Below are 19,923 nucleotides of genomic sequence, written 5' to 3'. Positions count from 1 at the left end.
CGGGCCATTTAAGGGAGCATCATGACTGCATACACCGCGTTGAAACATTTCCATTTGCTGACGGTCGCCATCAGTATTACCTTGTTTGTGCTGCGTTTCTTTTGGCAGTGGCGCCGCTCGCCGATCATGGGCCGCCGCTGGGTCAAGGTAGCGCCGCACCTGAATGACACGCTGCTGTTCGTCAGCGGCATCGCGTTGGTGGTGACGTTCGGGTTTTATCCGCTGCTGGGTATGGACTCATGGCTGACCGAGAAGCTGTTTGGCGTTATTATCTATATCCTGCTTGGCTACGTCGCATTGGGCAAGAAGACCAAAAGTCAGCGGCTGCGAACCGTGGCGTTCATGCTGGCGTTGGGCTGTCTGTATCTGATAATTAAACTTGCCACGACGAAAATACCGTTTCTGATGGGATACCTATGAGTAGCATTGCTGATTTTGAATTTAACACCTCGCCGCTGAGCGAAGGGGTGATCCTGGTGTCGCAGTCGGTGCGGCGCGATTTTCCCGCTGCCGACGTGGAGCGCAAGCTGCAACAGCTGGTGGATGAAGCGCGTGCGGCGGTGCCGGTCGATATCACTCAGGAGCAGCAACTGGATGCGCTCATCGAACTGTTCTACAAAACCTGGGGGTTCGGCGGCGCCAGCGGCGTTTACCGCCTGTCGGACGCCATCTGGCTGGACAAGGTGCTGGAAGGGCGGCAGGGCACGCCGGTCTCGCTAGGCACCATTTTCCTGCACATCGCCAACGCGCTGGATCTGCCGCTGTTGCCGGTGATTTTCCCCACTCAGCTGATCCTGCGCGCCGATTGGCTGGACGAAGAGCTGTGGCTGATCAACCCGCTGAACGGCGAAACCCTGAGCGAGCACCAGCTGGAAGTGTGGATCAAGGGCAACCTGGGGCTGGGCGCCGAACTGGAAGACGACGACCTCGACGAGTCGGAGAACATCATGGTGGTGCGCAAGATGTTGGATACGCTGAAGGCCGCCCTGATGGAAGAAAAGCAGCTGGAAATGGCGCTGCGCACCAGCGAAACGGTGCTGTGCTTCGATCCGGAAGATCCTTACGAGATCCGCGACCGCGGGCTGATTTATGCCCAGCTGGAGTGCAACCACATCGCGATTTCCGATCTCAACTATTTTGTCGAGCAGTGTCCTGAAGACCCGGTCAGCGAAGTGATCAAAGTACAGATCCACTCGATTGAGCCGAAACAGGTGACGCTGCATTAATTCAATGACTCCGTGCAGTTTGCAAGGCGACGGTTACAACCTTAACAAAGGCGAAAGCATGAAACAGAAAGTGGTTAGCATTGGCGACATCGACGTAGCAAACGACCTGCCGTTTGTGCTGTTTGGCGGTATGAACGTGCTGGAATCGCGCGATCTGGCGATGAGCATCTGCGAGCACTACGTCACCGTGACGCAAAAACTGGGCATTCCTTACGTATTCAAAGCCTCTTTCGACAAAGCCAACCGTTCTTCCATCCACTCGTACCGCGGTCCGGGCCTGGAAGAAGGGATGAAGATCTTCGAAGAGCTGAAGAAAACCTTCGGCGTGAAAATCATCACCGACGTGCATGAAGTGGCGCAGGCGCAGCCGGTTTCTGAAGTGGTTGACGTGATCCAACTGCCGGCCTTCCTGGCGCGTCAGACCGATCTGGTGGAAGCGATGGCGAAAACCGGCGCGGTGATCAACGTCAAGAAGCCACAGTTCGTCAGCCCGGGGCAGATGGGCAACATCGTCGACAAATTCAAAGAAGGCGGCAACGACCAGGTGATCCTGTGCGATCGCGGCAGCAACTTTGGTTATGACAACCTGGTGGTCGACATGCTGGGCATCAACGTGATGAAGAACGTGACCGGCGGCCATCCGGTGATCTTCGACGTGACCCACGCGCTGCAGACCCGCGATCCGTTCGGCGCCGCGTCCGGCGGCCGCCGCGCTCAGGTGGCCGAGTTGGCGCGCGCCGGCATGGCGGTTGGCCTGGCCGGCCTGTTCCTCGAAGCGCACCCGGATCCGAACAACGCCAAGTGCGACGGTCCTTCCGCGCTGCCGTTGGACAAGCTGGAGCCGTTCCTGGCGCAGATGAAAGCCATCGACGACCTGGTGAAGAGCTTCCCGGAGCTGGATACCAGCAACTAAGCGTTCATCGCCAAAAAAAGCCCGACTTGTCGGGCTTTTTTACGTTTAGGCGCCGGTGGCCGCCAGCGCTTCCGGCAGCGTCGGATAGAACTGCAAGCGGCCCTCGATCGGCTGCACCCGCGCGCGCGCCAGGGTTTTCAGCGGCTGGAACGGCACGTCGGTGATCACCAGTTTCTTGTCCGCCGGCAGCACGTCGATAAAGCGACGCAGGGCGCTCAGACCGCCGGCGTCGAGCACCGACACCGCATCCCATTGCAGCACGATCGTGCGATAACTTTCGCTGCGCGTCAGCAGTTCGCTAAAGATGCGCTCGGCGGCGGCGAAGAACAGCGGGCCATTCACTCGCAGCACCAGGCGGCCGTCATCGGCGCTCAGTTCGCTTAGCCGCGTCATGCGGGCGATGCGGCGCATAAACAGCAGCGACGCCAACACGATGCCCACGGTAATGGCGATCACCATGTCGAACAGCACCGTCAGCGACATGCACAGCAGCAGTACCAGAATGTCGTCCTTCGGCGCCCGGCGCAGCAGGTAAACCACCTTGTGGGCCTCGCTCATGTTCCAGGCGACCATCAACAGCAGCGCCGCCATCGCCGCCAGCGGCAGATAAGAGAGCCATGGCGCCAGCACCAGCAGCGCCAACAGCACCAGCAGCGCGTGGATGATGGCGGACACCGGCGAGGTGGCGCCGGCGCGCACGTTGGCCGCTGAACGGGCAATTGCGGCGGTCGCGGTGATGCCGCCGAAGAACGGCGCGATGATGTTGCCCGCGCCTTGGCCGATCAGTTCGCTGTTCGAGTTATGCTTCTTACCGGTCATGCCGTCGAGCACCACTGCGCACAGCAGCGACTCGATCGCGCCGAGCATTGCCATCGAAAATGCCGCCGGCAACAGGGCGGAAACGGTTTGCCAGCTCAGGGTGAACGGCTGCCCGCCGCCGCCCGGCAGATCCCAGGGCAGCAGCAGCTGCGGCAGGATCGGCGGAATGCCCTGGCCGCTGCTGCCATCGGCCAGCAGGTAGCTGAAGCGGGAACCGATGGTCGCCACCGGGTGGTCAAACAGCGTCAGCAGCCCCATCAGCGCGGTGCCCGCCAGCAGCGCCGGCAGGTGGCCGGGCACCCGCAGGCCGAGCTTGGGCCAGAAGATCAGGATCAGCAGCGTCACGGCGCCGATCAGGGTATCGCCGAGATCCAGCGTTGGCAGCGCCTGCAGCAGGGCGTACAGCTTGCCAACGTAATTTTCCGGCGTGTGCGCCAGCTGCAGGCCGAAAAAGTCCTTGATCTGCATGGTGGCGATGGTGATGGCAATGCCGGAGGTAAAGCCCAGCGTCACCGGCAGCGGAATGTATTCGATCAGCCGGCCAAAGCGCGCCAGCCCCATCAGCAGCAGAAATACCCCGGAGATCAGCGTGGCGACCAGCAAGCCGGCCAGGCCAAACTGCTGCGAGACCGGATAGAGGATCACCACGAAGGCGGCGGTGGGGCCGGAGACGCTGTAGCGCGAACCGCCGCTGACGGCGATGACGATGCCGGCGATGGCGGCGGTATACAGGCCGTACTGCGGCGGCACGCCGCTGGCGATCGCCAGCGCCATCGCCAGCGGAATGGCGATAATACCGACCGTCACCCCGGCGATGGCGTCTTTCAGCAACCGCGCCAGGCTATAAGGTTCCCGCCAGCAGGCATCTATCAGCGCGCTGAAGGGGCGAATTTTGTTTATTTCATGCGTTTTCATCTACGGTGCGTACCAAATCTTCAAAAGTGAAAGGAATGGCGGGCCCGATGAGGTCCGTCTTGTCACGTGACAGATACCATACGCCTTTTGTTCAGCGGATTACCAGACCTGCGTCAATTTGGCACAGGAAATCAGAGAGTCGTCGTTTTATCCGGCGCTAAATGCCGTTAAGAGGTAAGTAAGCCGCAGATTCTGCGGCTGAAAAAGAAAGGAATAATCAAGGTTTTGGCGGTTAGTGCAGAGCGGGTAGGGATAAGCCGAGAAAGTGGGCTAAAGTGCTTACCAACAGCTGGTGATCTTCCTTCTGCGGCGCGCCGGAAATGCTGATGCTGCCGACGCAGCCGAGGCCGGTCAGGGTGAGCGGGAAGGCGCCGCCGTGCACCGAATAGTCGCGCACGCTCAGCCCGTAACGCTCCTCCAGCGACGTTTGCCGCTGCTGCAGACGCAGGCCGATGGCGTACGAGCTTTTGTGAAAATGGTTCACCAGATTGCGCTTGCGCCGCACCCAGTCGGCGATGTCCGGCGTGGCGCCCGGCATGGCGTAATAAAACAGCGTCTGCCCGGCCAGTTGGATTTCGATGGCGATGCTCAGGCCGCGTCGCTCGGCGGCGGTTTTCAGCGCCGCGCCCAGCTCCCAGGCGGTGGTGGCGTCAAAATGGGTAAAGGCCAGCGTCGCTTCCTGTTCGCTGAGCGCCTGCAGTTCATCGTCGATATTCATGCGTTTCTCCCCCGATATACAAAGGACAGAGTAGCCTGAAGCGAGCATCGTGAGATAGACGGCTTGGCGATAAGATAGAACTGCTACTCTATTAATAGACTGTGTAAAATGGCCGCCGCCGAAGCGGAGACGACAGGGATGCGTTATTCAACGTCTTTACATTACCCCTGGCGATCCCGAGGAGCGCGCTGACTATTTATGACTTACATTGCGTCCATTTCTATCCTTTACAGCGACGCTTGCATCACCTATGCCACGCTGTCGGTAAGCTATTTCGTTCTCAGCAAGAATGTCCCGTTTTCCTACCGTTCCGCACTGTGGAAGCGCGTCGTGTTCGGCCTGCTGGCCGGGGTGGCGGTGCTGTATTTGAGTCAGGATCGGCTGGTGTTGACCGATAAGGTACATTACAGCTTTGCGATGATCCCGATGATACTGGTGACGTTCTTCGGCGGCGGCGTCAGCGGACTGGTGAGTTTTCTGTTCGCCATGGCGCTGACCGGCGGTTTCACCGTCGATAACCTGTTCATCGCCTCGATCATCGCGCCGCTGCTGTTGTCGCAGGTGTGGTTGAAAAAATCCCACCGGGCGTTTTACCTGACGATCGGCATTATCGCGCTGTATCGCATCGCGGTGGTGTGGCTGCTGGTGGACATGAGCGGGCTGTGGCCGGATGTGTTGCTGTACCAGGCGGTTTCCGCGCTCTGTCTGGCGATTTGCTATCATGCGCTGAATTTCAAAGAGCGCCACATCTACGCCTATTTCGCGATGCGTGCGCGTGCCACGACCGACAGTGTGACCCATATCAACAACCGCGCCAGCGTCGATTATCAGCTGATGCTGCAGCGTGCCGAGCGCCGCCCGTGCGGGTTGATGATCCTCGATTTGGATAACTTTAAAAGCATCAACGATACCTACGGTCATCCGGCCGGTGACGTGCTGCTGGCCAGCGTCGGCCGGCTGCTGCAAAACAGCGTGCGTAACGAGGACTTCGTCGGGCGCTACGGTGGCGAGGAGTTTATGGTGATCACCGCCAGCTACGATCCGCAGGTCATCGGCGGGGTGGCGGAGCGCATTCGCAGCGCGGTGGAAAGTTCGACGTTCTTGCTGAATGCACACGACGAAGCGCACATCACGATGTCCATCGGCGTGTCGCTGTATCTGCCCGGCATGACGTTGGACAAGGCGATCGCCATGACCGACGAAGCGTTGTACGAGGCGAAGCGCAGCGGCAAAAACCGGGTGGTGACCAGCCGCGTGATGCAGCTGGCGCCACTGGGCGCCGGTTTTCCGCGCGGATAAGCCGCCCCCGTCGGAGCGACGGGGGCGTTGCCTTAGGCGGCCAGCGTGTGTTCGCGGAAGGCGTTCAGCAGCTCTTCGGTGAACGTCAGGCGTTTCTGGCGATCGGCCAGATCGAGCGTGAACTTCAGCTTACTGGGGCCGTCCAGGCGGTAAACCTGCGGATTGCCCTGCAACAGGCCGATCAGATAACCCGGGTCAACGCGGTTGTTGTCGCCGAACTCGATAAAGCCGCCGCGCTCGTTGCTCTCGATGCGTTTGATCCCCAGCCTCTGCGCATGCAGGCGCAGCGCCGCGCATTGCAACAGGTTGCGCGCCGCATCCGGCAGCTGGCCGAAGCGGTCGATCAGTTCGACCTTCAACTCGTCAAGCTCACCGTCGTTCTTCGCGCTGGCGATACGCTTATACAGCGACAGACGGGTATTGACGTCGGGAATGAAGTCTTCCGGCAGCAGCGTCGGCATGCGCAGTTCTACCTCGGTCTGGCTGCTGGTGAGATCTTCCAACGATGGTTCGCGACCGTTTTTCAACGCGTCGACGGCGCTTTCCAGCAGTTCCATATAGAGCGAGAAACCGACGGTGGTCATTTGGCCGCTCTGGTCTTCACCCAGCAGTTCACCGGCGCCGCGGATCTCCAGATCGTGGGTTGCCAGCGCGAACCCGGCGCCGAGATCTTCCAGCGACGCGATGGCCTCGAGCCGTTTATGGGCGTCGGTGCCCATGGCTTTCGGGTTTGGCGTCAGCAGATAGGCGTAAGCCTGGTGGTGCGAACGCCCGACGCGGCCGCGCAATTGATGCAGCTGCGCCAGGCCGAAGCGATCGGCCCGCTCGATGATGATGGTGTTGGCGCTGGGGATATCGATGCCGGTTTCGATGATGGTGGTGCACACCAGCACGTTGAAGCGCTGGTGGTGGAAATCGTTCATCACCCGCTCCAGATCGCGTTCACGCATCTGGCCGTGGCCGATGGCGATGCGCGCTTCAGGCACCAGCTCAGCCAGGCGCTGCGCCGCTTTCTCGATGTTTTCCACGTCGTTGTAAAGGTAGTAAACCTGGCCGCCGCGCAGCACTTCGCGCAGGATCGCCTCGCGCACCACCAGGCTGTCGTATTCGCGCACGAAGGTCTTCACCGCCAAGCGGCGCGCCGGCGGAGTGGCGATGATCGACAGATCGCGCATGCCGCTCATCGCCATGTTCAGCGTCCGCGGGATTGGCGTGGCGGTCAGCGTCAGGATATCGACATCGGCGCGCATCGCCTTGATGCGCTCCTTGTGGCGCACGCCAAAGCGGTGCTCTTCATCGACGATAAGCAGCCCCAAATCCTTCCAGCGCAGATCGCTCTGCAGCAGTTTGTGGGTGCCGATGATGATGTCCACTTTGCCTTCGGCCGCGTCGTCCAGCACCTGTTGCTGCTCTTTGGCGCTGCGGAAGCGCGACATCATCTCGATGCGGATCGGCCAGGTGGCGAAGCGATCGCGGAAGTTGTCGAAGTGCTGCTGCGCCAGCAGCGTCGTCGGCACCAGCACCGCCACCTGCTTGCCGTTTTCCACCGCCAGGAAGGCGGCGCGCATCGCCACTTCGGTTTTGCCGAAGCCGACGTCGCCGCACACCAGGCGGTCCATCGCCAGTGGCTGGCACATGTCGCTCAGCACCGCGTTGATCGCCTGTTCCTGATCCGGCGTGGTTTCGAACGGGAAGCTCTGGCAGAACAGCTGGTACTGCTCGCGGTTGTGTTTGAAGGCGAAACCGGCCTTGGCGGCGCGCTGGGCGTAAATATCCAGCAGCTCGGCCGCCACGTCGCGCACCCGCTCGGCGGCTTTCTGCCGCGCGCGCGTCCAGGCGTCGCCGCCCAGTTTGTGCAGCGGGGCGTTTTCGTCCGCGCCGCCGGCGTAGCGGCTGATCAGATGCAGCGATGACACCGGCACGTACAGCTTGTCCTCACCGGCGTAGGAGAGGATCAGGTACTCGGCCTTGATGCCGCCGGCCTCCAGCGTGGTCAGGCCGACGTAGCGGCCGACGCCGTGTTCCAGGTGCACCACCGGCTGGCCGGGATGCAGCTCCGCCAGGTTGCGGATCAGGGTATCGGTGTTGATGGTGCGCCGGTTGTCCTGCCGGCGGCGGCTGACGCGCTCGCCGAGCAGATCGCTTTCGCAGATCAGCGCCCGCCGGCGCAGGCCGTCGAGGAAGCCGTGTTCGGCGGCGCCGACCATCATGTAACGGCCCGCCGTTTCCGCCTGATCGAGGCGCTGAATCAGCGCCGGCGCCAGCTTGATGCGGCCGAGCAGATCCTGCAGCGTTTCACGCCGCCCCTCGCTCTCGACGGAGAAAATCACGCTGCCGTCGAAGCCTTCGATAAAGCGGCGCAGATTATCCAGCGGGGATTTATGCTGCGCCTGCACCGCCAGATCGGGCAGGGTATGGTAGTCCAGATTGGTATTGCCGGCCTTGGCCGGCAGCTCATCGGTTTTCAGCGCGATGCGCGGCCAGGCCTTCAGCTCGCCGAACAGCGCGTCAACGCGCAGCCACAGCGTATCCGGCGCCAACAGCGGGCGCATCGGATCGACGCGGCGGCTTTCGTAACGCTGATTGACGTCTTGCCAGAAGCGCTCGGCGGCGCCCTCCAGATCGCCGGTGTTGACGATCAGCGTATTGCCTGGCAGGTAGCTGAACAGCGACGGCAGCGGCTGGCTGAAGAACAGCGGCTGCCAGTATTCGATACCGGCGGGCCAGGCGCTTTTGCTGACCTGCTGATAGATGTGTTCGGCGTCGCGACGCACCTCAAACTGCTCGCGCCACTGGCTGCGGAACAGCTCGATGGCGTTCTTGTCGGTGGGGAACTCGTGGGCCGGCAACAGATTGATGGCCTCGACTTCGCTCAGCGTACGCTGGGTATCGACGTCGAAGATACGCAGACTGTCGATTTCGTCATCGAAAAAGTCGATGCGGTAAGGCTCATCGCTGCCCATTGGATACAGGTCGAGCAGCGCGCCGCGGGTGGCGAATTCGCCGTGCTCCATCACCTGATCGACGCTGCGGTAGCCGGCCTGTTCCAACTGCGCGCGCAGCTTGTCGCGCGACAGGCGCTGGCCTTTCTTCATCACCAGCGCGTGGCCGTGCAGGAATTCGTGCGGGCAGACGCGCTGCATCAGGGTGTTGACCGGCAGAATGATCACACCACGCGCCATGGTCGGCAGGTGATACAGGCTCGACAAACGATCTGAGATGATTTCCTGGTGCGGCGAGAAGCTGTCGTACGGCAGGGTTTCCCAGTCGGACAGCGTAGTCACCATCTGGTCAGTGAACTGCTGGATCTCGTCGCGCAGCCGCAGGGCGTTTTGCATATCCGGCGCGATCAGCATCACCGGGCCAGGGTGGCGTTCTACGATCTCGGCGCATTCCACGGCACAGGCCGCGCCGGTCAGTTGCCCCAGTTGGCGCAGATCGCCCGCGCGATCGGGCAGAGAATAACGAGGGGATGAAGAACGGTTACGGCTATCGGAAGTGCTCATTCAGGTATCTTTAATCAATGTGTTGGATGGCGTCCCGGCACGGATAACCCAGCGCCTTTATGCTGTTTATAGTAGCCCAGCGGCCGGCAAACTGACACAGCAAAAAGCGCTGCTCATCAATTTTCTGCCGGTTATTTAACCGGTTAATGCCGTCTGTTTTTTGCGGCTGAGGATAAATAACGCGCGAAGCTGCCGCCGTCTCCCTCTTCGCCGCCACGCAATAAAAGGCCGTCGGGTGTTCCCTAAACGAGGGAGAGCCTTTATTATCCATGATCACTTTGCTTAAGCCACGGCTATCAAACGGATTTCATGTATCAACCTGTCGCGTTATTCATTGGCCTGCGCTACATGCGCGGGCGAGCCTCAGACCGCTTCGGGCGGTTTGTTTCCTGGCTTTCCACCATCGGCATTACGCTGGGGGTGATGGCGTTGGTCACCGTGCTGTCGGTGATGAACGGTTTCGAAAAGGATCTGGAGAACAACATCCTCGGCCTGATGCCGCAGGCGTTGGTCACCAGTCCACAGGGATCGGTCAACCCGCAGCAGCTGCCGGCCTCCGAGGTGCAGAAGCTGCAGGGCGTCACGCGCGTTGCGCCGCTGACCACCGGTGACGTGGTGCTGCAAAGCGCCCGCAGCGTGGCGGTTGGGGTGATGCTTGGCGTCAATCCCGACGAGGCCGATCCGCTAACCCCCTATCTGGTCAACGTCAAGCAGCAACAGCTGCAGCCGGGCCAATACAACATCATCATCGGCGAACAGCTGGCGGGGCAACTGGGCGTCAAGCGCGGCGATTCGCTGCGCGTGATGGTGCCGAGCGCCAGCCAGTTCACACCGATGGGCCGCATCCCCAGCCAGCGCCTGTTCACCCTCATCGGCACCTTCCATGCCAATAGCGAGGTGGACGGCTATCAGCTGTTGGTCAACCAACAGGATGCCTCGCGCCTGATGCGTTACCCGGCCGGCAACATCACCGGCTGGCGCCTGTTCCTGCAACAGCCGCTGACGGTCGATACCCTCAGCCAACAGGCGCTGCCGGCGGGCACCGTCTGGAAAGACTGGCGCGATCGCAAGGGCGAGCTGTTCCAGGCGGTGCGCATGGAGAAGAACATGATGGGGCTGCTGCTCAGCCTTATCGTGGCGGTGGCGGCGTTTAACATCATTACGTCGCTCGGCCTGCTGGTGATGGAGAAGCAGGGCGAGGTTGCCATTCTGCAGACCCAGGGGCTGACCCGCCGCCAGATCATGTCGGTATTCATGGTGCAGGGCGCCAGCGCCGGCATCATCGGTTCGCTGCTCGGCACGCTGCTCGGCGTGCTGCTGGCCACCAACCTGAATAACCTGATGCCGATCCTCGGCGCCTTGATCGACGGCGCTTCGCTGCCGGTGGCGGTCGATCCGCTGCAGGTGACGATCATCGCCGTGGTGGCGATGGCGGTTTCCCTATTGTCCACGCTTTATCCTTCATGGCGCGCTGCCGCCGTACAACCCGCTGAGGCTTTACGTTATGAGTAACCATCTTTTGTTGCAGTGTGACAACCTGTGCAAGACCTATCAGGAAGGCAACCTGCACACCGACGTGCTGCGCAACGTCAGCTTTGCTATGCAGCAGGGCGAAATGATGGCGATCGTCGGCAGCTCGGGTTCCGGCAAGAGCACCCTGTTGCACCTGCTGGGCGGGTTGGACTCACCGACCTCCGGCGAGGTGATTTTCAAGGGCGAATCGCTGAACGCCATGTCTTCGGCGGCCAAGGCTGAGCTGCGCAACCGCCAGTTGGGCTTCATCTATCAGTTCCACCACCTGTTGCCGGACTTCACCGCGCTGGAAAACGCCGCCATGCCGCTGCTGATCGGCGGTGCCAAACCGGCGCAGGCGCAGGAGAAAGCGCGGGAGATGCTGGCGGCGGTCGGGCTGGAAAAGCGCAGCAAACACCGTCCGTCCGAGCTTTCCGGCGGCGAGCGTCAGCGCGTAGCGATCGCCCGTGCGCTGGTCAACAACCCGGCGCTGGTGCTGGCGGACGAACCGACCGGTAACCTGGATAAACGCACCGCGGACAGCATCTTCGATCTGCTGGGCGAGCTGAATGTGCGTCAGGGCACCGCGTTCCTGGTGGTGACGCACGATCTGCAACTGGCCAAGCGTCTGAGCCGCCAGCTGGAAATGGCCGACGGCCACCTGCAGGCGCAGCTGACCCTGATGGGGGCCGAGTAATGGCGGGAGCCTCACTGTCCTTCCTGACGGCCCTGCGTTTCAGCCGCGGCCGTAAACGCGGCGGCATGGTGTCGCTGATCTCGGTTATCTCCACCATCGGCATTGCGTTGGGGGTGGCGGTGCTGATCGTCGGCCTGAGCGCGATGAACGGCTTTGAGCGCGAGCTGAAGAACCGCATTCTGGCGGTGGTGCCGCATGGCGAACTCGAACCGGTCAATCAGCCGTTCAGCGGCTGGCCGTCGATTCTGCAACGGGTGGAAAAGGTGCCGGGCATTGTGGCCGCCGCACCGTACATCAACTTTACCGGCCTGATGGAAAACGGCGCGCAGCTGCGCGCGGTGGAAGTCAAAGGCGTTGATCCGCAGCAGGAGAGCCGGCTGAGCGCGCTGCCGCAGTATGTGCAGGGCGACGCCTGGGCCAACTTCAAGCCCGGCGAGCAGCAGGTGATCCTCGGCAAGGGCGTGGCCGACGCGCTGGGCGTCAAGCAGGGCGCCTATGTCACGGTGATGATCCCCAACAGCGACCCGGAAATGAAGCTGCTGCAGCCGAAGCGCATTCGCCTGCATGTGACCGGCATTTTGCAGCTCAGCGGCCAGCTCGATCACAGCCTGGCGCTGGTGCCGCTGGCCGATGCGCAGCAGTATCTCGACATGGGTGACAGCGTCACGGGTATCGCGCTCAAGATGAACGACGTGTTCGCCGCCAACAAATTGGTGCGCGACGCCGGCGAAGTGACCAATTCTTATATCTACATCAAAAGCTGGATCGGCAAGTACGGCTATATGTATCGCGACATCCAGATGATCCGCGCCATCATGTACCTGGCGATGGTGCTGGTGATCGGCGTAGCCTGCTTCAACATTGTCTCCACGCTGGTGATGGCGGTGAAAGACAAAAGCGCCGATATCGCGGTGCTGCGCACCCTGGGCGCCAAAGACGGTTTTATCCGCGCCATCTTCATCTGGTACGGGCTGCTGGCCGGGCTGCTGGGCAGCCTGAGCGGCGTGGTGATCGGGGTGATCGCCTCGCTGCAGCTGACCAACATCATCCGGGGCATCGAGAAACTGGTCGGCCATTCCTTCCTGTCGGGCGATATCTACTTCATCGACTTCCTGCCTTCCGAGCTGCACTGGCTGGATGTGCTGATCGTGCTGGCGACCGCCATCGTGCTGAGCCTGCTGGCCAGTTGGTATCCGGCGAGGCGCGCCAGCCGCATCGATCCGGCGCGGGTGCTGAGCGGACAATAAAACCCACGGGGAGGCAGCGATGCCGCCCCGTTTTTTTAGCCTGGGGATGGGTTATGTACTACGGTTTCGATATGGGCGGCACCAAGATTGAGCTGGGGGTGTTCGACGACAACCTGCGGCGCATTTGGCAAAAGCGGGTGCCGACGCCGCGCGACGATTATCGGCAACTGCTGGCCACGCTGTGCGATCTGACCCTGGAGGCGGATGCGTTTTGCGGCCGGCGCGGCAGCGTCGGCATCGGTATTCCGGGCCTGCCCAACGACGATGACGGCACGCTGTTTACCGCCAACGTGCCGGCGGCGATGGGGCGTCCGCTGCCGCGCGATCTGGCGGCGCTGATCGGGCGCGAGGTGCGGGTCGATAACGACGCCAACTGCTTTACGCTGTCGGAAGCCTGGGACGACGAGTTTCGCCGCTACCCGACGGTGCTGGGCATCATCCTCGGCACCGGCGTAGGCGGCGGCCTGATCGTCGACGGCAAGACGGTGCCTGGGCGCAACTATATCGCCGGCGAGTTCGGCCATTTGCGCCTGCCGGTGGACGCGCTCGAGGTGCTGGGGCGTGATGTGCCTCGCGTTGCCTGCGGGTGCGGCCATCAGGGTTGCATCGAAAATTACATATCGGGCCGCGGTTTCGAATGGATGTACGCCCATTTCTATGGCCGGCGCTTGCCTGCCACCGAGATCATTGCGCATTATCAGGCGGGTGAGCCGCAGGCGATGGCCCACGTCGACCGCTTTATGGACGTGCTGGCGATCTGCCTGGGCAACCTGCTGACGGTGCTGGATCCGCATCTGGTGGTGATCGGTGGCGGGTTGTCGAACTTCGACGCCATTTATCAGGCGTTGCCGCAGCGGCTGCCGGCTCACCTGCTGCGGGTGGCCCGGCTACCGCGCATCGAGAAAGCGCGCTATGGCGACGCCGGCGGCGTGCGCGGCGCAGCGTTTCTCAATTTGGCTCGCCCAACGTAATGGGCGTTGCGGCCAGGCGTGAATATATGCAGCCAACAACGCCGCAACGTCCAGTAAGAAGGGTAAACAGGGAAAAGTAAGGAGAGAGTTAATGCACACTCGCCATCGGCTGTGTCAGTTTCGCAAGAGTAAGCATGTGCTGCATCAGCGCTTTCGTTCACGTATTTTTCACCGTGACACCATGGCGGCGGCAGAGCTGAAAAAGCCGTTTGTGGTGGTGTTGACCGGGGCCGGCATTTCGGCCGAGTCGGGCATTCGCACCTTCCGCGCCGCGGATGGGCTGTGGGAAGAGCACCGGGTGGAGGACGTCGCCACGCCGGAAGGTTTCCAGCGCGATCCGGCGCTGGTGCAGGCGTTTTACAACGAACGCCGCCGTCAGCTGCAGACGGAGGAGATCGTCCCGAACGCCGCGCACCGCGCGCTGGCGGATCTGGAAGAGTGGCTGGGAGACAACTTCCTGCTGGTCACGCAAAACATCGATAACCTGCATGAGCGCGCCGGCAGCAAGCGGGTGTTGCATATGCACGGCGAATTGCTGAAGGTGCGCTGCACCCAGTCGGGGCAGGTGTTCGAATGGCCCGGCGATCTCAGCGTCGACGATCGTTGCCATTGCTGCCAGTTCCCGGCGCCGCTGCGGCCGCACGTGGTGTGGTTCGGCGAGATGCCGCTGGGCATGGACGACATCTACCAGGCGCTGAGCAAGGCCGATTTCTTCGTCGCCATCGGCACTTCCGGCCACGTCTATCCGGCGGCCGGGTTCGTGCATGAGGCGCGGCTGGGCGGCGCCTATGCGATGGAGCTGAACCTGGAGCCGAGTCAGGTGGAAAGCCAGTTTGACGAGAAACACTACGGTCTGGCCAGTGAAGTGGTGCCGCGTTTTGTGCACAAGTTTCTGGTGGGCAAGGTGGCGCGGGCCGACAGGCCCTGAGAAAGGCATCAGGGCGCACTGCGCGCCCTGATGGGATGGCGGGGCGTATTAGCGCCCGGCTTTCAACTTTTGGAAGTAGCTTTCGTACAGCGTGCTGGCGTCGCCGACGTCGTTTTGCCACTCGCCGTGCTCAATCACCGCCTTATCCGGATAGAGTGACGGGTCGTTGGCGATCTCCGGCGACAGCAGCTTCTTCGCCGCCAGGTTCGGCGTCGGGTAACCGATGGTCTCCGCCACCTGCACCGCGATTTCCGGCCGCAGCAGGAAGTCGATCAGCTTCAGCGCCCCTTCGACGTTGCGCGCGTTGGCCGGAATGGCCAGGCTGTCCATCCAGAAGATCCCGCCTTCCTTCGGCCAGACGATCTCCAGCGGCGTGCCGGCCTGGCGCGCCACAAAGGCCGAACCGTTCCACACCATGCCGACGTTGACTTCCCCTTCCATAAACGGGTTGCCCGGGTTGTCGGAGTTGAAGGCCAGCACGTTTGGCATCAATTTTTGCAGTTCGTGGTAGGCAGCTTCGATCTCCTTCGGATCGGTGGTGTTACCGGAATAGCCCAGCTTGAGCAGCGCCATTTGGAACACTTCGCGTGCGTCGTCAGTCAACAGCAGGCGGCCCTTGTACTGCGGTTGCCACAGATCGGCCCAGGCGGTAACGGTAGAGGGATCTTGCGCGTCGCTGTTAACGCCGATGGCAGTAGCGCCCCAGATGTAAGGAATGGAATAGTCGTTGTTGGGATCGAACGGCTTGTTCAGCAGGGTGGGATCGAGATCCTTGAAGTGGCTGAGCTTGCTCTTGTCGATTTTTTGCAGCATGCCTTCCTTGCTCATCTTGGCGATGAAGTAAGTGGAAGGCACCACCAGATCGTACGCGCCGTCTTTGTAGGTTTTCAGCTTGGCGTACATGCTTTCGTTGGATTCATAGGTGGAATAGATCACCTTGATGCCGGTTTCCTTGGTGAACTGCTCCAACAGCCCCGGCGGGACGTATTCAGTCCAGTTATAGAAGTACAGTGTCTTGCCGTCAGAGGCGTTTGCAGAGCAGAAACTCAGCGCCATCATCCCGGCTGCGAGCAGATGTGACCACTTTTTCATGCAGCGTATCCTTCAGCAGTAGTGAGCCGAACCCGTATGGGCTGCCGTTTTCGGCCGCGCCATACCCCAGAAAGGGGCCATTATAGGGGCCGGGGCGGGGTGGGTAAAGGCGGTTATCCCGTTGGCAAATCAAGGGGTTCGGCGGCTTAAAGCGCATCACAATTTGTGTGTCTCGCGCTGGACAGGCGGTGAAGCGCGTGCGAAACAATAATTTTGGCGAATAAACGAGGGCGGCGATGAATTTCAAACAGGTCTTCAGCCAGGCGGAGCTCAGCAAGACGGATCTGACGATTTTGCACTGCATTCTCGACAACCCGGACGCCTGCATCGACGACGGCATCCGCGCGGTGTCCGCACGCTGCTACAGTTCCCCCTCGACGCTGGTGCGGCTGGCTAAAAAGCTGGGCTTTCGCGGCTATCTCGAACTGGTCTATTTCATCAAGTTCAACCTGACGATGGCGCCGGCCTACCAGGTGGAACGCCCTACGTCGGCGGCACCGCCGGCCCAGCAGGCGCAGTTTCTCGATCTGCTCGACAGCGGCAAGATCCTGATCCACGGCAGCGGTTTTTCACAGCTGGTGGCGCAGTATATGTACAACAAGTTTATGACGCTGGGCGTAGACAGTTACCTGTCGCTGTGGCCGGATTTCGACATTCTTGACCGCGAGACGCGCTTTCGCTTCGACATGGTGATCGTGATTTCAAAGTCGGGCAACAGCGGCTCGGCGCTGAGCTGGAGCGAGGCGGTGAAGCGTAATCACATTCTGCTGGCGGCCTTCTGCGGCGACGGCGACAGCCCGCTGGCGCAGCAGGCCGATATGACCTTTCTGTTTGAGGATCGGCAAAAATACGATCACGATATCTACTACCCCAACCCATTTTTCGGCCACTGTCTGTTGGGATTCGAGAATGTGATCACCGCCTGGTTTGAACGACGCGGCCGCTGACGGCCGCATCGCACCGTTTAGCGCCAGTGCCTGACATACTGACGGTGGGCCAGCAGGTACTCCTCCACTAGCGTTTTCGCCAGCGAGTAGGAGTTGACCAGCGGGTGCACCATCAGCGCCTTGATGGCCAGTTGGCGGTTGCCGGTCAGGATCGCCGCCACCGCCAGCCGTTCGTACTCTTTCACCTGCGAAATCAGGTTTTTCTGGGTGTCGGGAATATCGCGCATTTTGACCGGCTGAATGCCGGCGCTGCTCAATTCGCAGCTGATTTCGATCACGTCTTCCGGGTGCAGAAAATCGAGCGAGTCGCGGTTTTGCATCGATACCACCACGCGTTTTTGCCGGCCGCTGTTGACCGCCTCCAGAATGTCGATCGCCACCCCGGCATAGCCGCCGCTGTCCGGCTGCTCGATAAACTGTTGCAGCGTCAGCATCTCACGTTTTTTCACCTTGCCCTGGTTGGACTCGCGCTGCATGTAGGAGTTTTCGCGCTGCAGATAATGGCTGAAGTAGACAGAGAAGGCGTGTTCCAACTGGTGGGGGATGTCCAGCTCGCCTAACTCTGACAGCATTTGGCGGTTGATCGCCGCGATTTGTTCGCCGCGGGTCTCGCCGCCCGCGACGATGGCGGCGATCGCCTGCTCACGGTAGTAGTAATAGTAGAGATACTCGTTGAGCATCAAATTGTCCGACAGCGCCACCAGCTCCGGCGAGAAGTATTTCATGCAGGTATCGCGATACAGGCGCGGATCCGCCAGCAACTGTTCCGTGACCGGCTCGCCGTTGACGCGCGCATTGCGGAACCAGGAAAGATGGTTGAGGCCGAAGCAGTCGACGCTCAGTTGGTCTTCGCGGCAGTCCAGCAGCTCGGCCAGTTCGCGGATAAACTCGCTGGGGGCGTCGCAGATGCCGTAGACCCGGCGCTGGAAGCCGGATTTGATGATCGCCTCGGTCACCATGCCGGAAGGATTGGTGAAGTTGAACAGGACCGCGTCCGGCGAGGAAACCTGCTCGATCAGGCGGCAATAGTCGAGGATCGCCGGAATTGAACGCATCGCCATGGCGAAGCCGCCGGCGCCGGTGGTTTCTTGCCCGAGCAACTGGTGATTGAGCGCGATGCGCTCGTCATGGATGCGGCCTTCCTCGCCGCCGATGCGCAGGGTGGTGATGATGTAATCGGCGTCTTGCAGCGCCTGGCGCGGATCGCTGCTGAGGCTGAAAGCAATGTCGCCGCGAATGCGCTGGAATACGCCCTGCGCGAGGGCGCCGTAGATCGCCAGATGGCGCTCATCGGTATCCATAAACACCACTTCGGTAATGCCGATGCGATGGGCGTTATAGGCGATGGATTTGGCGAGGAACGGGGAACGCACGCCGCCGCCGCCGAGAACGGTTAATTTCATTCGATATCTCCCATTAATAAAGCGTCAGAGTGCCGCTAAATATTTCTCTACCTGATTTTTGACCTTGCCGACCGTGACGCCGTAAATCACCTGCACTTCACGGCGATTCTTCACCACGCCTTTGGCGCCGGTACTTTTCAACGCGGCCTCATCCACCCGCGCCATATCCTTTAATTCCACCCGCAGCCGGGTAAAGCAGTTATCGACGGAAATAATGTTTTCCTTGCCACCCAGCGCGCGAATAATGATGCCGCTTGGCTCGTCCGGGGTATTTTTACGGTTCCGGTAATCCTGTTTGGAATAGAGTTTGACGTCCTGATCATCTTCACGGCCCGGCGTTTTCAGATTGAGCTTCAGCACCAGCGTTTTGAACACCAGGTAATACACCGCAAACTGCACCAGCCCGATGACCACATACAGCGGCCAGCGGGTGAGAGAGATCGGCAGCGGCAGGTTGTAGGCCAGGAACTCGACCAGCCCGCTGGCGCCCCAGGGGCGCACCTGGAACAGGTTGCAGGCTACCTGCGAGAGCGCGGTCAACACGGCGTGGATCACCCACAACAGCGGAGAGATAAACAGGAAGGTGAACTCTATCGGCTCGGTGATGCCGACCAGGATCGAGGTGGTTATGGCCGGGATCAGAATCGCCTTGGCCAGCATTTTCTTTTCCGGTTTGGCGGTGTGATAGAAAGCCAATGCCGCGCCCGACAGGCCGAAGATGGTCACCATCCCTTGCTGCGAGAAACGCAGCGCCTCGTTCATCAGCGGCGAGATGCTTGGGTCGCGCATGTAGGCCAGGAAAATCGCCTGCGAGCCGGAGACGGTCTGGCCGTCTTGTACGATCGAACCGCCGATACTGGTGAGCTGGAACGGCGACCAGATAAAGTGGTGCAGCCCGGTGGGGATCAGAAATTTCTCGAAGAAGCCGTAGACGAATACCCCGAGCGAGCCGGCGCTTTTCATAAAGCCGGTAAGCGCGATCAGGCCCTGTGAGATAGCCGGCCACAGGTAGCTGAAGGCGACGGCGTACAGCATGATGATCGGCGTCATGGCAATCAGCACCAGCTTGGCGCCGCCGTAGACCGAGAACACGCCGTTGAGTTCGACGTTGCACAGGCGGTTATGCACCCAGGCAATCGTGACGCCGAGGATAAGACCGAGGAAAATGCCCATATCTACCACGGTAAATCCCAGCAGTTCCGTTTGCCCGGTGCCGTAATACTCACCGTTGATCTTGGCCGCGACGTGGCCGCTGAATTGCAGATAAGACGAATTGGCGCCGAGGAACATGATAAAGCACATCACCGCGACCAGCGCCGCTTCGCTTTTCTTGTCTTTGGCCAGGCCGTAGGTAATACCGATACAGAAAATCAGCCCGAGATTGCCGAATAACGGCCAGAAGGTATCGCCGATCATTTTACCGATAGAGAAGACGGCGGAATGTTCATTGATTAATGTGGCATTGGTAAGAATAGAACTGAGCGCCAGAATCAGACCGATTACCGGCAGGAAAAATATCGGCCCCATCATGGCTTTGGAGAAAAGCTGCAGCTTGTTTAAGATATTATCGATAATACCTTTCATGGCAGTTCCTTTTTATATTTTAATGGATGACGACGTTGCTGAATAAACTCCCTGAAAGCGAGAAAAATAAGGCACCTTGCCTGGATTCAGTTATAGGGGGAAGTTTTCGCCGCTGCAATCGGCGGGGCGGAAATAGGCACCGATGG

At 60.6% G+C, this 19,923-nt stretch carries 18 protein-coding genes; 10 read left to right on the top strand and 8 right to left on the bottom strand.

Annotation, left to right across the window (positions count from 1 at the left end):
* Positions 1–18: 18 nt before the first annotated feature.
* The 3 genes from N6G83_RS08285 to kdsA are packed head-to-tail and all read left to right on the top strand — an operon-like array spanning position 19 to position 2,139.
* A complete protein-coding gene (locus N6G83_RS08285) occupies positions 19–420 on the top strand; it encodes a SirB2 family protein (RefSeq protein ID WP_169541429.1) in 402 nt (133 codons plus the stop codon).
* The gene (gene sirB1 / locus N6G83_RS08280) at positions 417–1,226 is read left to right on the top strand and encodes an invasion regulator SirB1 (protein WP_016928096.1); all 810 of its coding nucleotides are present in this window, start codon (positions 417–419) and stop codon (positions 1,224–1,226) included. The genes N6G83_RS08285 and sirB1 overlap by 4 nt, the downstream gene beginning before the upstream one ends.
* A gap of 58 nt (positions 1,227–1,284) precedes the next feature.
* A complete protein-coding gene (gene kdsA / locus N6G83_RS08275; RefSeq protein WP_025302497.1) occupies positions 1,285–2,139 on the top strand; it encodes a 3-deoxy-8-phosphooctulonate synthase in 855 nt (284 codons plus the stop codon).
* A gap of 45 nt (positions 2,140–2,184) precedes the next feature.
* On the opposite strand, the gene dauA is transcribed toward kdsA, so the two are convergent.
* Together dauA and N6G83_RS08265 are read right to left on the bottom strand one after the other, a co-directional pair.
* Entirely contained in the window at positions 2,185–3,873 is a 1,689-nt protein-coding gene (gene dauA, locus N6G83_RS08270; RefSeq protein WP_213928120.1) for a C4-dicarboxylic acid transporter DauA, read from the bottom strand.
* A gap of 232 nt (positions 3,874–4,105) precedes the next feature.
* A complete protein-coding gene (locus N6G83_RS08265) occupies positions 4,106–4,591 on the bottom strand; it encodes a heme-degrading domain-containing protein (RefSeq protein WP_025302499.1) in 486 nt (161 codons plus the stop codon).
* A gap of 198 nt (positions 4,592–4,789) precedes the next feature.
* Between N6G83_RS08265 and N6G83_RS08260 the strand changes: the two genes are divergently transcribed.
* The gene (locus N6G83_RS08260; protein WP_260515101.1) at positions 4,790–5,890 is read left to right on the top strand and encodes a GGDEF domain-containing protein; all 1,101 of its coding nucleotides are present in this window, start codon (positions 4,790–4,792) and stop codon (positions 5,888–5,890) included.
* Positions 5,891–5,922: 32 nt separating this feature from the next.
* Here N6G83_RS08260 and mfd read toward each other — a convergent pair whose 3' ends face one another.
* Positions 5,923–9,396 (bottom strand): transcription-repair coupling factor, encoded by a 3,474-nt coding sequence (mfd, locus tag N6G83_RS08255; RefSeq protein ID WP_025302501.1) that lies wholly within the window; start codon positions 9,394–9,396, stop codon positions 5,923–5,925.
* A 10-nt stretch (positions 9,397–9,406) separates the two neighbouring features.
* A complete protein-coding gene (locus tag N6G83_RS08250; RefSeq protein WP_016928090.1) occupies positions 9,407–9,667 on the bottom strand; it encodes a hypothetical protein in 261 nt (86 codons plus the stop codon).
* A 38-nt stretch (positions 9,668–9,705) separates the two neighbouring features.
* Between N6G83_RS08250 and lolC the strand changes: the two genes are divergently transcribed.
* The 5 genes from lolC (at position 9,706) to cobB (ending at position 14,751) form a co-directional block, all read left to right on the top strand.
* Positions 9,706–10,908, top strand: coding sequence for a lipoprotein-releasing ABC transporter permease subunit LolC (gene lolC, locus N6G83_RS08245; protein ID WP_004941116.1), 1,203 nt, complete (start codon positions 9,706–9,708; stop codon positions 10,906–10,908).
* Positions 10,901–11,605, top strand: coding sequence for a lipoprotein-releasing ABC transporter ATP-binding protein LolD (lolD, locus tag N6G83_RS08240; protein ID WP_004941120.1), 705 nt, complete (start codon positions 10,901–10,903; stop codon positions 11,603–11,605). The genes lolC and lolD overlap by 8 nt, the downstream gene beginning before the upstream one ends.
* A complete protein-coding gene (gene lolE, locus N6G83_RS08235; protein WP_025302503.1) occupies positions 11,605–12,852 on the top strand; it encodes a lipoprotein-releasing ABC transporter permease subunit LolE in 1,248 nt (415 codons plus the stop codon). Before lolD ends, lolE begins: the two co-directional genes overlap by 1 nt.
* A 53-nt stretch (positions 12,853–12,905) precedes the next feature.
* Positions 12,906–13,823 (top strand): N-acetylglucosamine kinase, encoded by a 918-nt coding sequence (gene nagK / locus N6G83_RS08230; protein WP_197832163.1) that lies wholly within the window; start codon positions 12,906–12,908, stop codon positions 13,821–13,823.
* 91 nt (positions 13,824–13,914) lie between these two features.
* Positions 13,915–14,751: a Sir2 family NAD+-dependent deacetylase gene (gene cobB, locus N6G83_RS08225; RefSeq protein ID WP_016928086.1), complete on the top strand. Its 837-nt coding sequence runs from the start codon at positions 13,915–13,917 to the stop codon at positions 14,749–14,751.
* Positions 14,752–14,799: 48 nt separating this feature from the next.
* Here the strand turns inward: cobB and potD are convergent, their stop codons facing one another.
* Complete coding sequence (gene potD, locus N6G83_RS08220) at positions 14,800–15,843, bottom strand: spermidine/putrescine ABC transporter substrate-binding protein PotD (RefSeq protein ID WP_025302505.1); 1,044 nt, start codon at positions 15,841–15,843, stop codon at positions 14,800–14,802.
* Positions 15,773–16,090 (bottom strand): hypothetical protein, encoded by a 318-nt coding sequence (locus N6G83_RS08215; RefSeq protein WP_127146172.1) that lies wholly within the window; start codon positions 16,088–16,090, stop codon positions 15,773–15,775. Before N6G83_RS08215 ends, potD begins: the two co-directional genes overlap by 71 nt.
* On the opposite strand from N6G83_RS08215, the gene N6G83_RS08210 reads away from it, so the two are divergent.
* On the top strand, positions 16,080–16,790 hold the full coding sequence (locus N6G83_RS08210) for a MurR/RpiR family transcriptional regulator (RefSeq protein ID WP_025302506.1): 711 nt from the start codon (positions 16,080–16,082) through the stop codon (positions 16,788–16,790). The two genes, N6G83_RS08215 and N6G83_RS08210, sit on opposite strands and share 11 nt — an antisense overlap.
* A gap of 17 nt (positions 16,791–16,807) precedes the next feature.
* Here N6G83_RS08210 and N6G83_RS08205 read toward each other — a convergent pair whose 3' ends face one another.
* Together N6G83_RS08205 and N6G83_RS08200 are read right to left on the bottom strand one after the other, a co-directional pair.
* Positions 16,808–18,193, bottom strand: coding sequence for a glycoside hydrolase (locus tag N6G83_RS08205; RefSeq protein ID WP_197819009.1), 1,386 nt, complete (start codon positions 18,191–18,193; stop codon positions 16,808–16,810).
* 24 nt (positions 18,194–18,217) lie between these two features.
* A complete protein-coding gene (locus N6G83_RS08200; protein ID WP_173888652.1) occupies positions 18,218–19,777 on the bottom strand; it encodes a PTS transporter subunit EIIC in 1,560 nt (519 codons plus the stop codon).
* Positions 19,778–19,923 lie beyond the last annotated feature (146 nt).

Source organism: Serratia sp. PL7 (assembly GCF_945957435.1).
The sequence above is the reverse complement of the archived record's forward strand: the minus strand, read 5'-3'. Positions and strand labels throughout refer to the sequence as shown.

Excerpts from the sequence above, each read along its gene's own strand:
- N6G83_RS08200 (WP_173888652.1), bottom strand. The coding sequence starts at position 19,777 with ATGAAAGGTATTATCGATAATATCTTAAACAAGCTGCAGCTTTTCTCC.
- sirB1 (WP_016928096.1), top strand. The coding sequence starts at position 417 with ATGAGTAGCATTGCTGATTTTGAATTTAACACCTCGCCGCTGAGCGAA.
- N6G83_RS08250 (WP_016928090.1), bottom strand. The coding sequence starts at position 9,667 with ATGGATAATAAAGGCTCTCCCTCGTTTAGGGAACACCCGACGGCCTTT.
- kdsA (WP_025302497.1), top strand. The coding sequence starts at position 1,285 with ATGAAACAGAAAGTGGTTAGCATTGGCGACATCGACGTAGCAAACGAC.
- N6G83_RS08260 (WP_260515101.1), top strand. The coding sequence starts at position 4,790 with ATGACTTACATTGCGTCCATTTCTATCCTTTACAGCGACGCTTGCATC.
- cobB (WP_016928086.1), top strand. The coding sequence starts at position 13,915 with ATGCACACTCGCCATCGGCTGTGTCAGTTTCGCAAGAGTAAGCATGTG.
- N6G83_RS08265 (WP_025302499.1), bottom strand. The coding sequence starts at position 4,591 with ATGAATATCGACGATGAACTGCAGGCGCTCAGCGAACAGGAAGCGACG.
- mfd (WP_025302501.1), bottom strand. The coding sequence starts at position 9,396 with ATGAGCACTTCCGATAGCCGTAACCGTTCTTCATCCCCTCGTTATTCT.
- dauA (WP_213928120.1), bottom strand. The coding sequence starts at position 3,873 with ATGAAAACGCATGAAATAAACAAAATTCGCCCCTTCAGCGCGCTGATA.
- lolC (WP_004941116.1), top strand. The coding sequence starts at position 9,706 with ATGTATCAACCTGTCGCGTTATTCATTGGCCTGCGCTACATGCGCGGG.
- N6G83_RS08210 (WP_025302506.1), top strand. The coding sequence starts at position 16,080 with ATGAATTTCAAACAGGTCTTCAGCCAGGCGGAGCTCAGCAAGACGGAT.
- lolD (WP_004941120.1), top strand. The coding sequence starts at position 10,901 with ATGAGTAACCATCTTTTGTTGCAGTGTGACAACCTGTGCAAGACCTAT.
- potD (WP_025302505.1), bottom strand. The coding sequence starts at position 15,843 with ATGAAAAAGTGGTCACATCTGCTCGCAGCCGGGATGATGGCGCTGAGT.
- lolE (WP_025302503.1), top strand. The coding sequence starts at position 11,605 with ATGGCGGGAGCCTCACTGTCCTTCCTGACGGCCCTGCGTTTCAGCCGC.
- nagK (WP_197832163.1), top strand. The coding sequence starts at position 12,906 with ATGTACTACGGTTTCGATATGGGCGGCACCAAGATTGAGCTGGGGGTG.
- N6G83_RS08205 (WP_197819009.1), bottom strand. The coding sequence starts at position 18,193 with ATGAAATTAACCGTTCTCGGCGGCGGCGGCGTGCGTTCCCCGTTCCTC.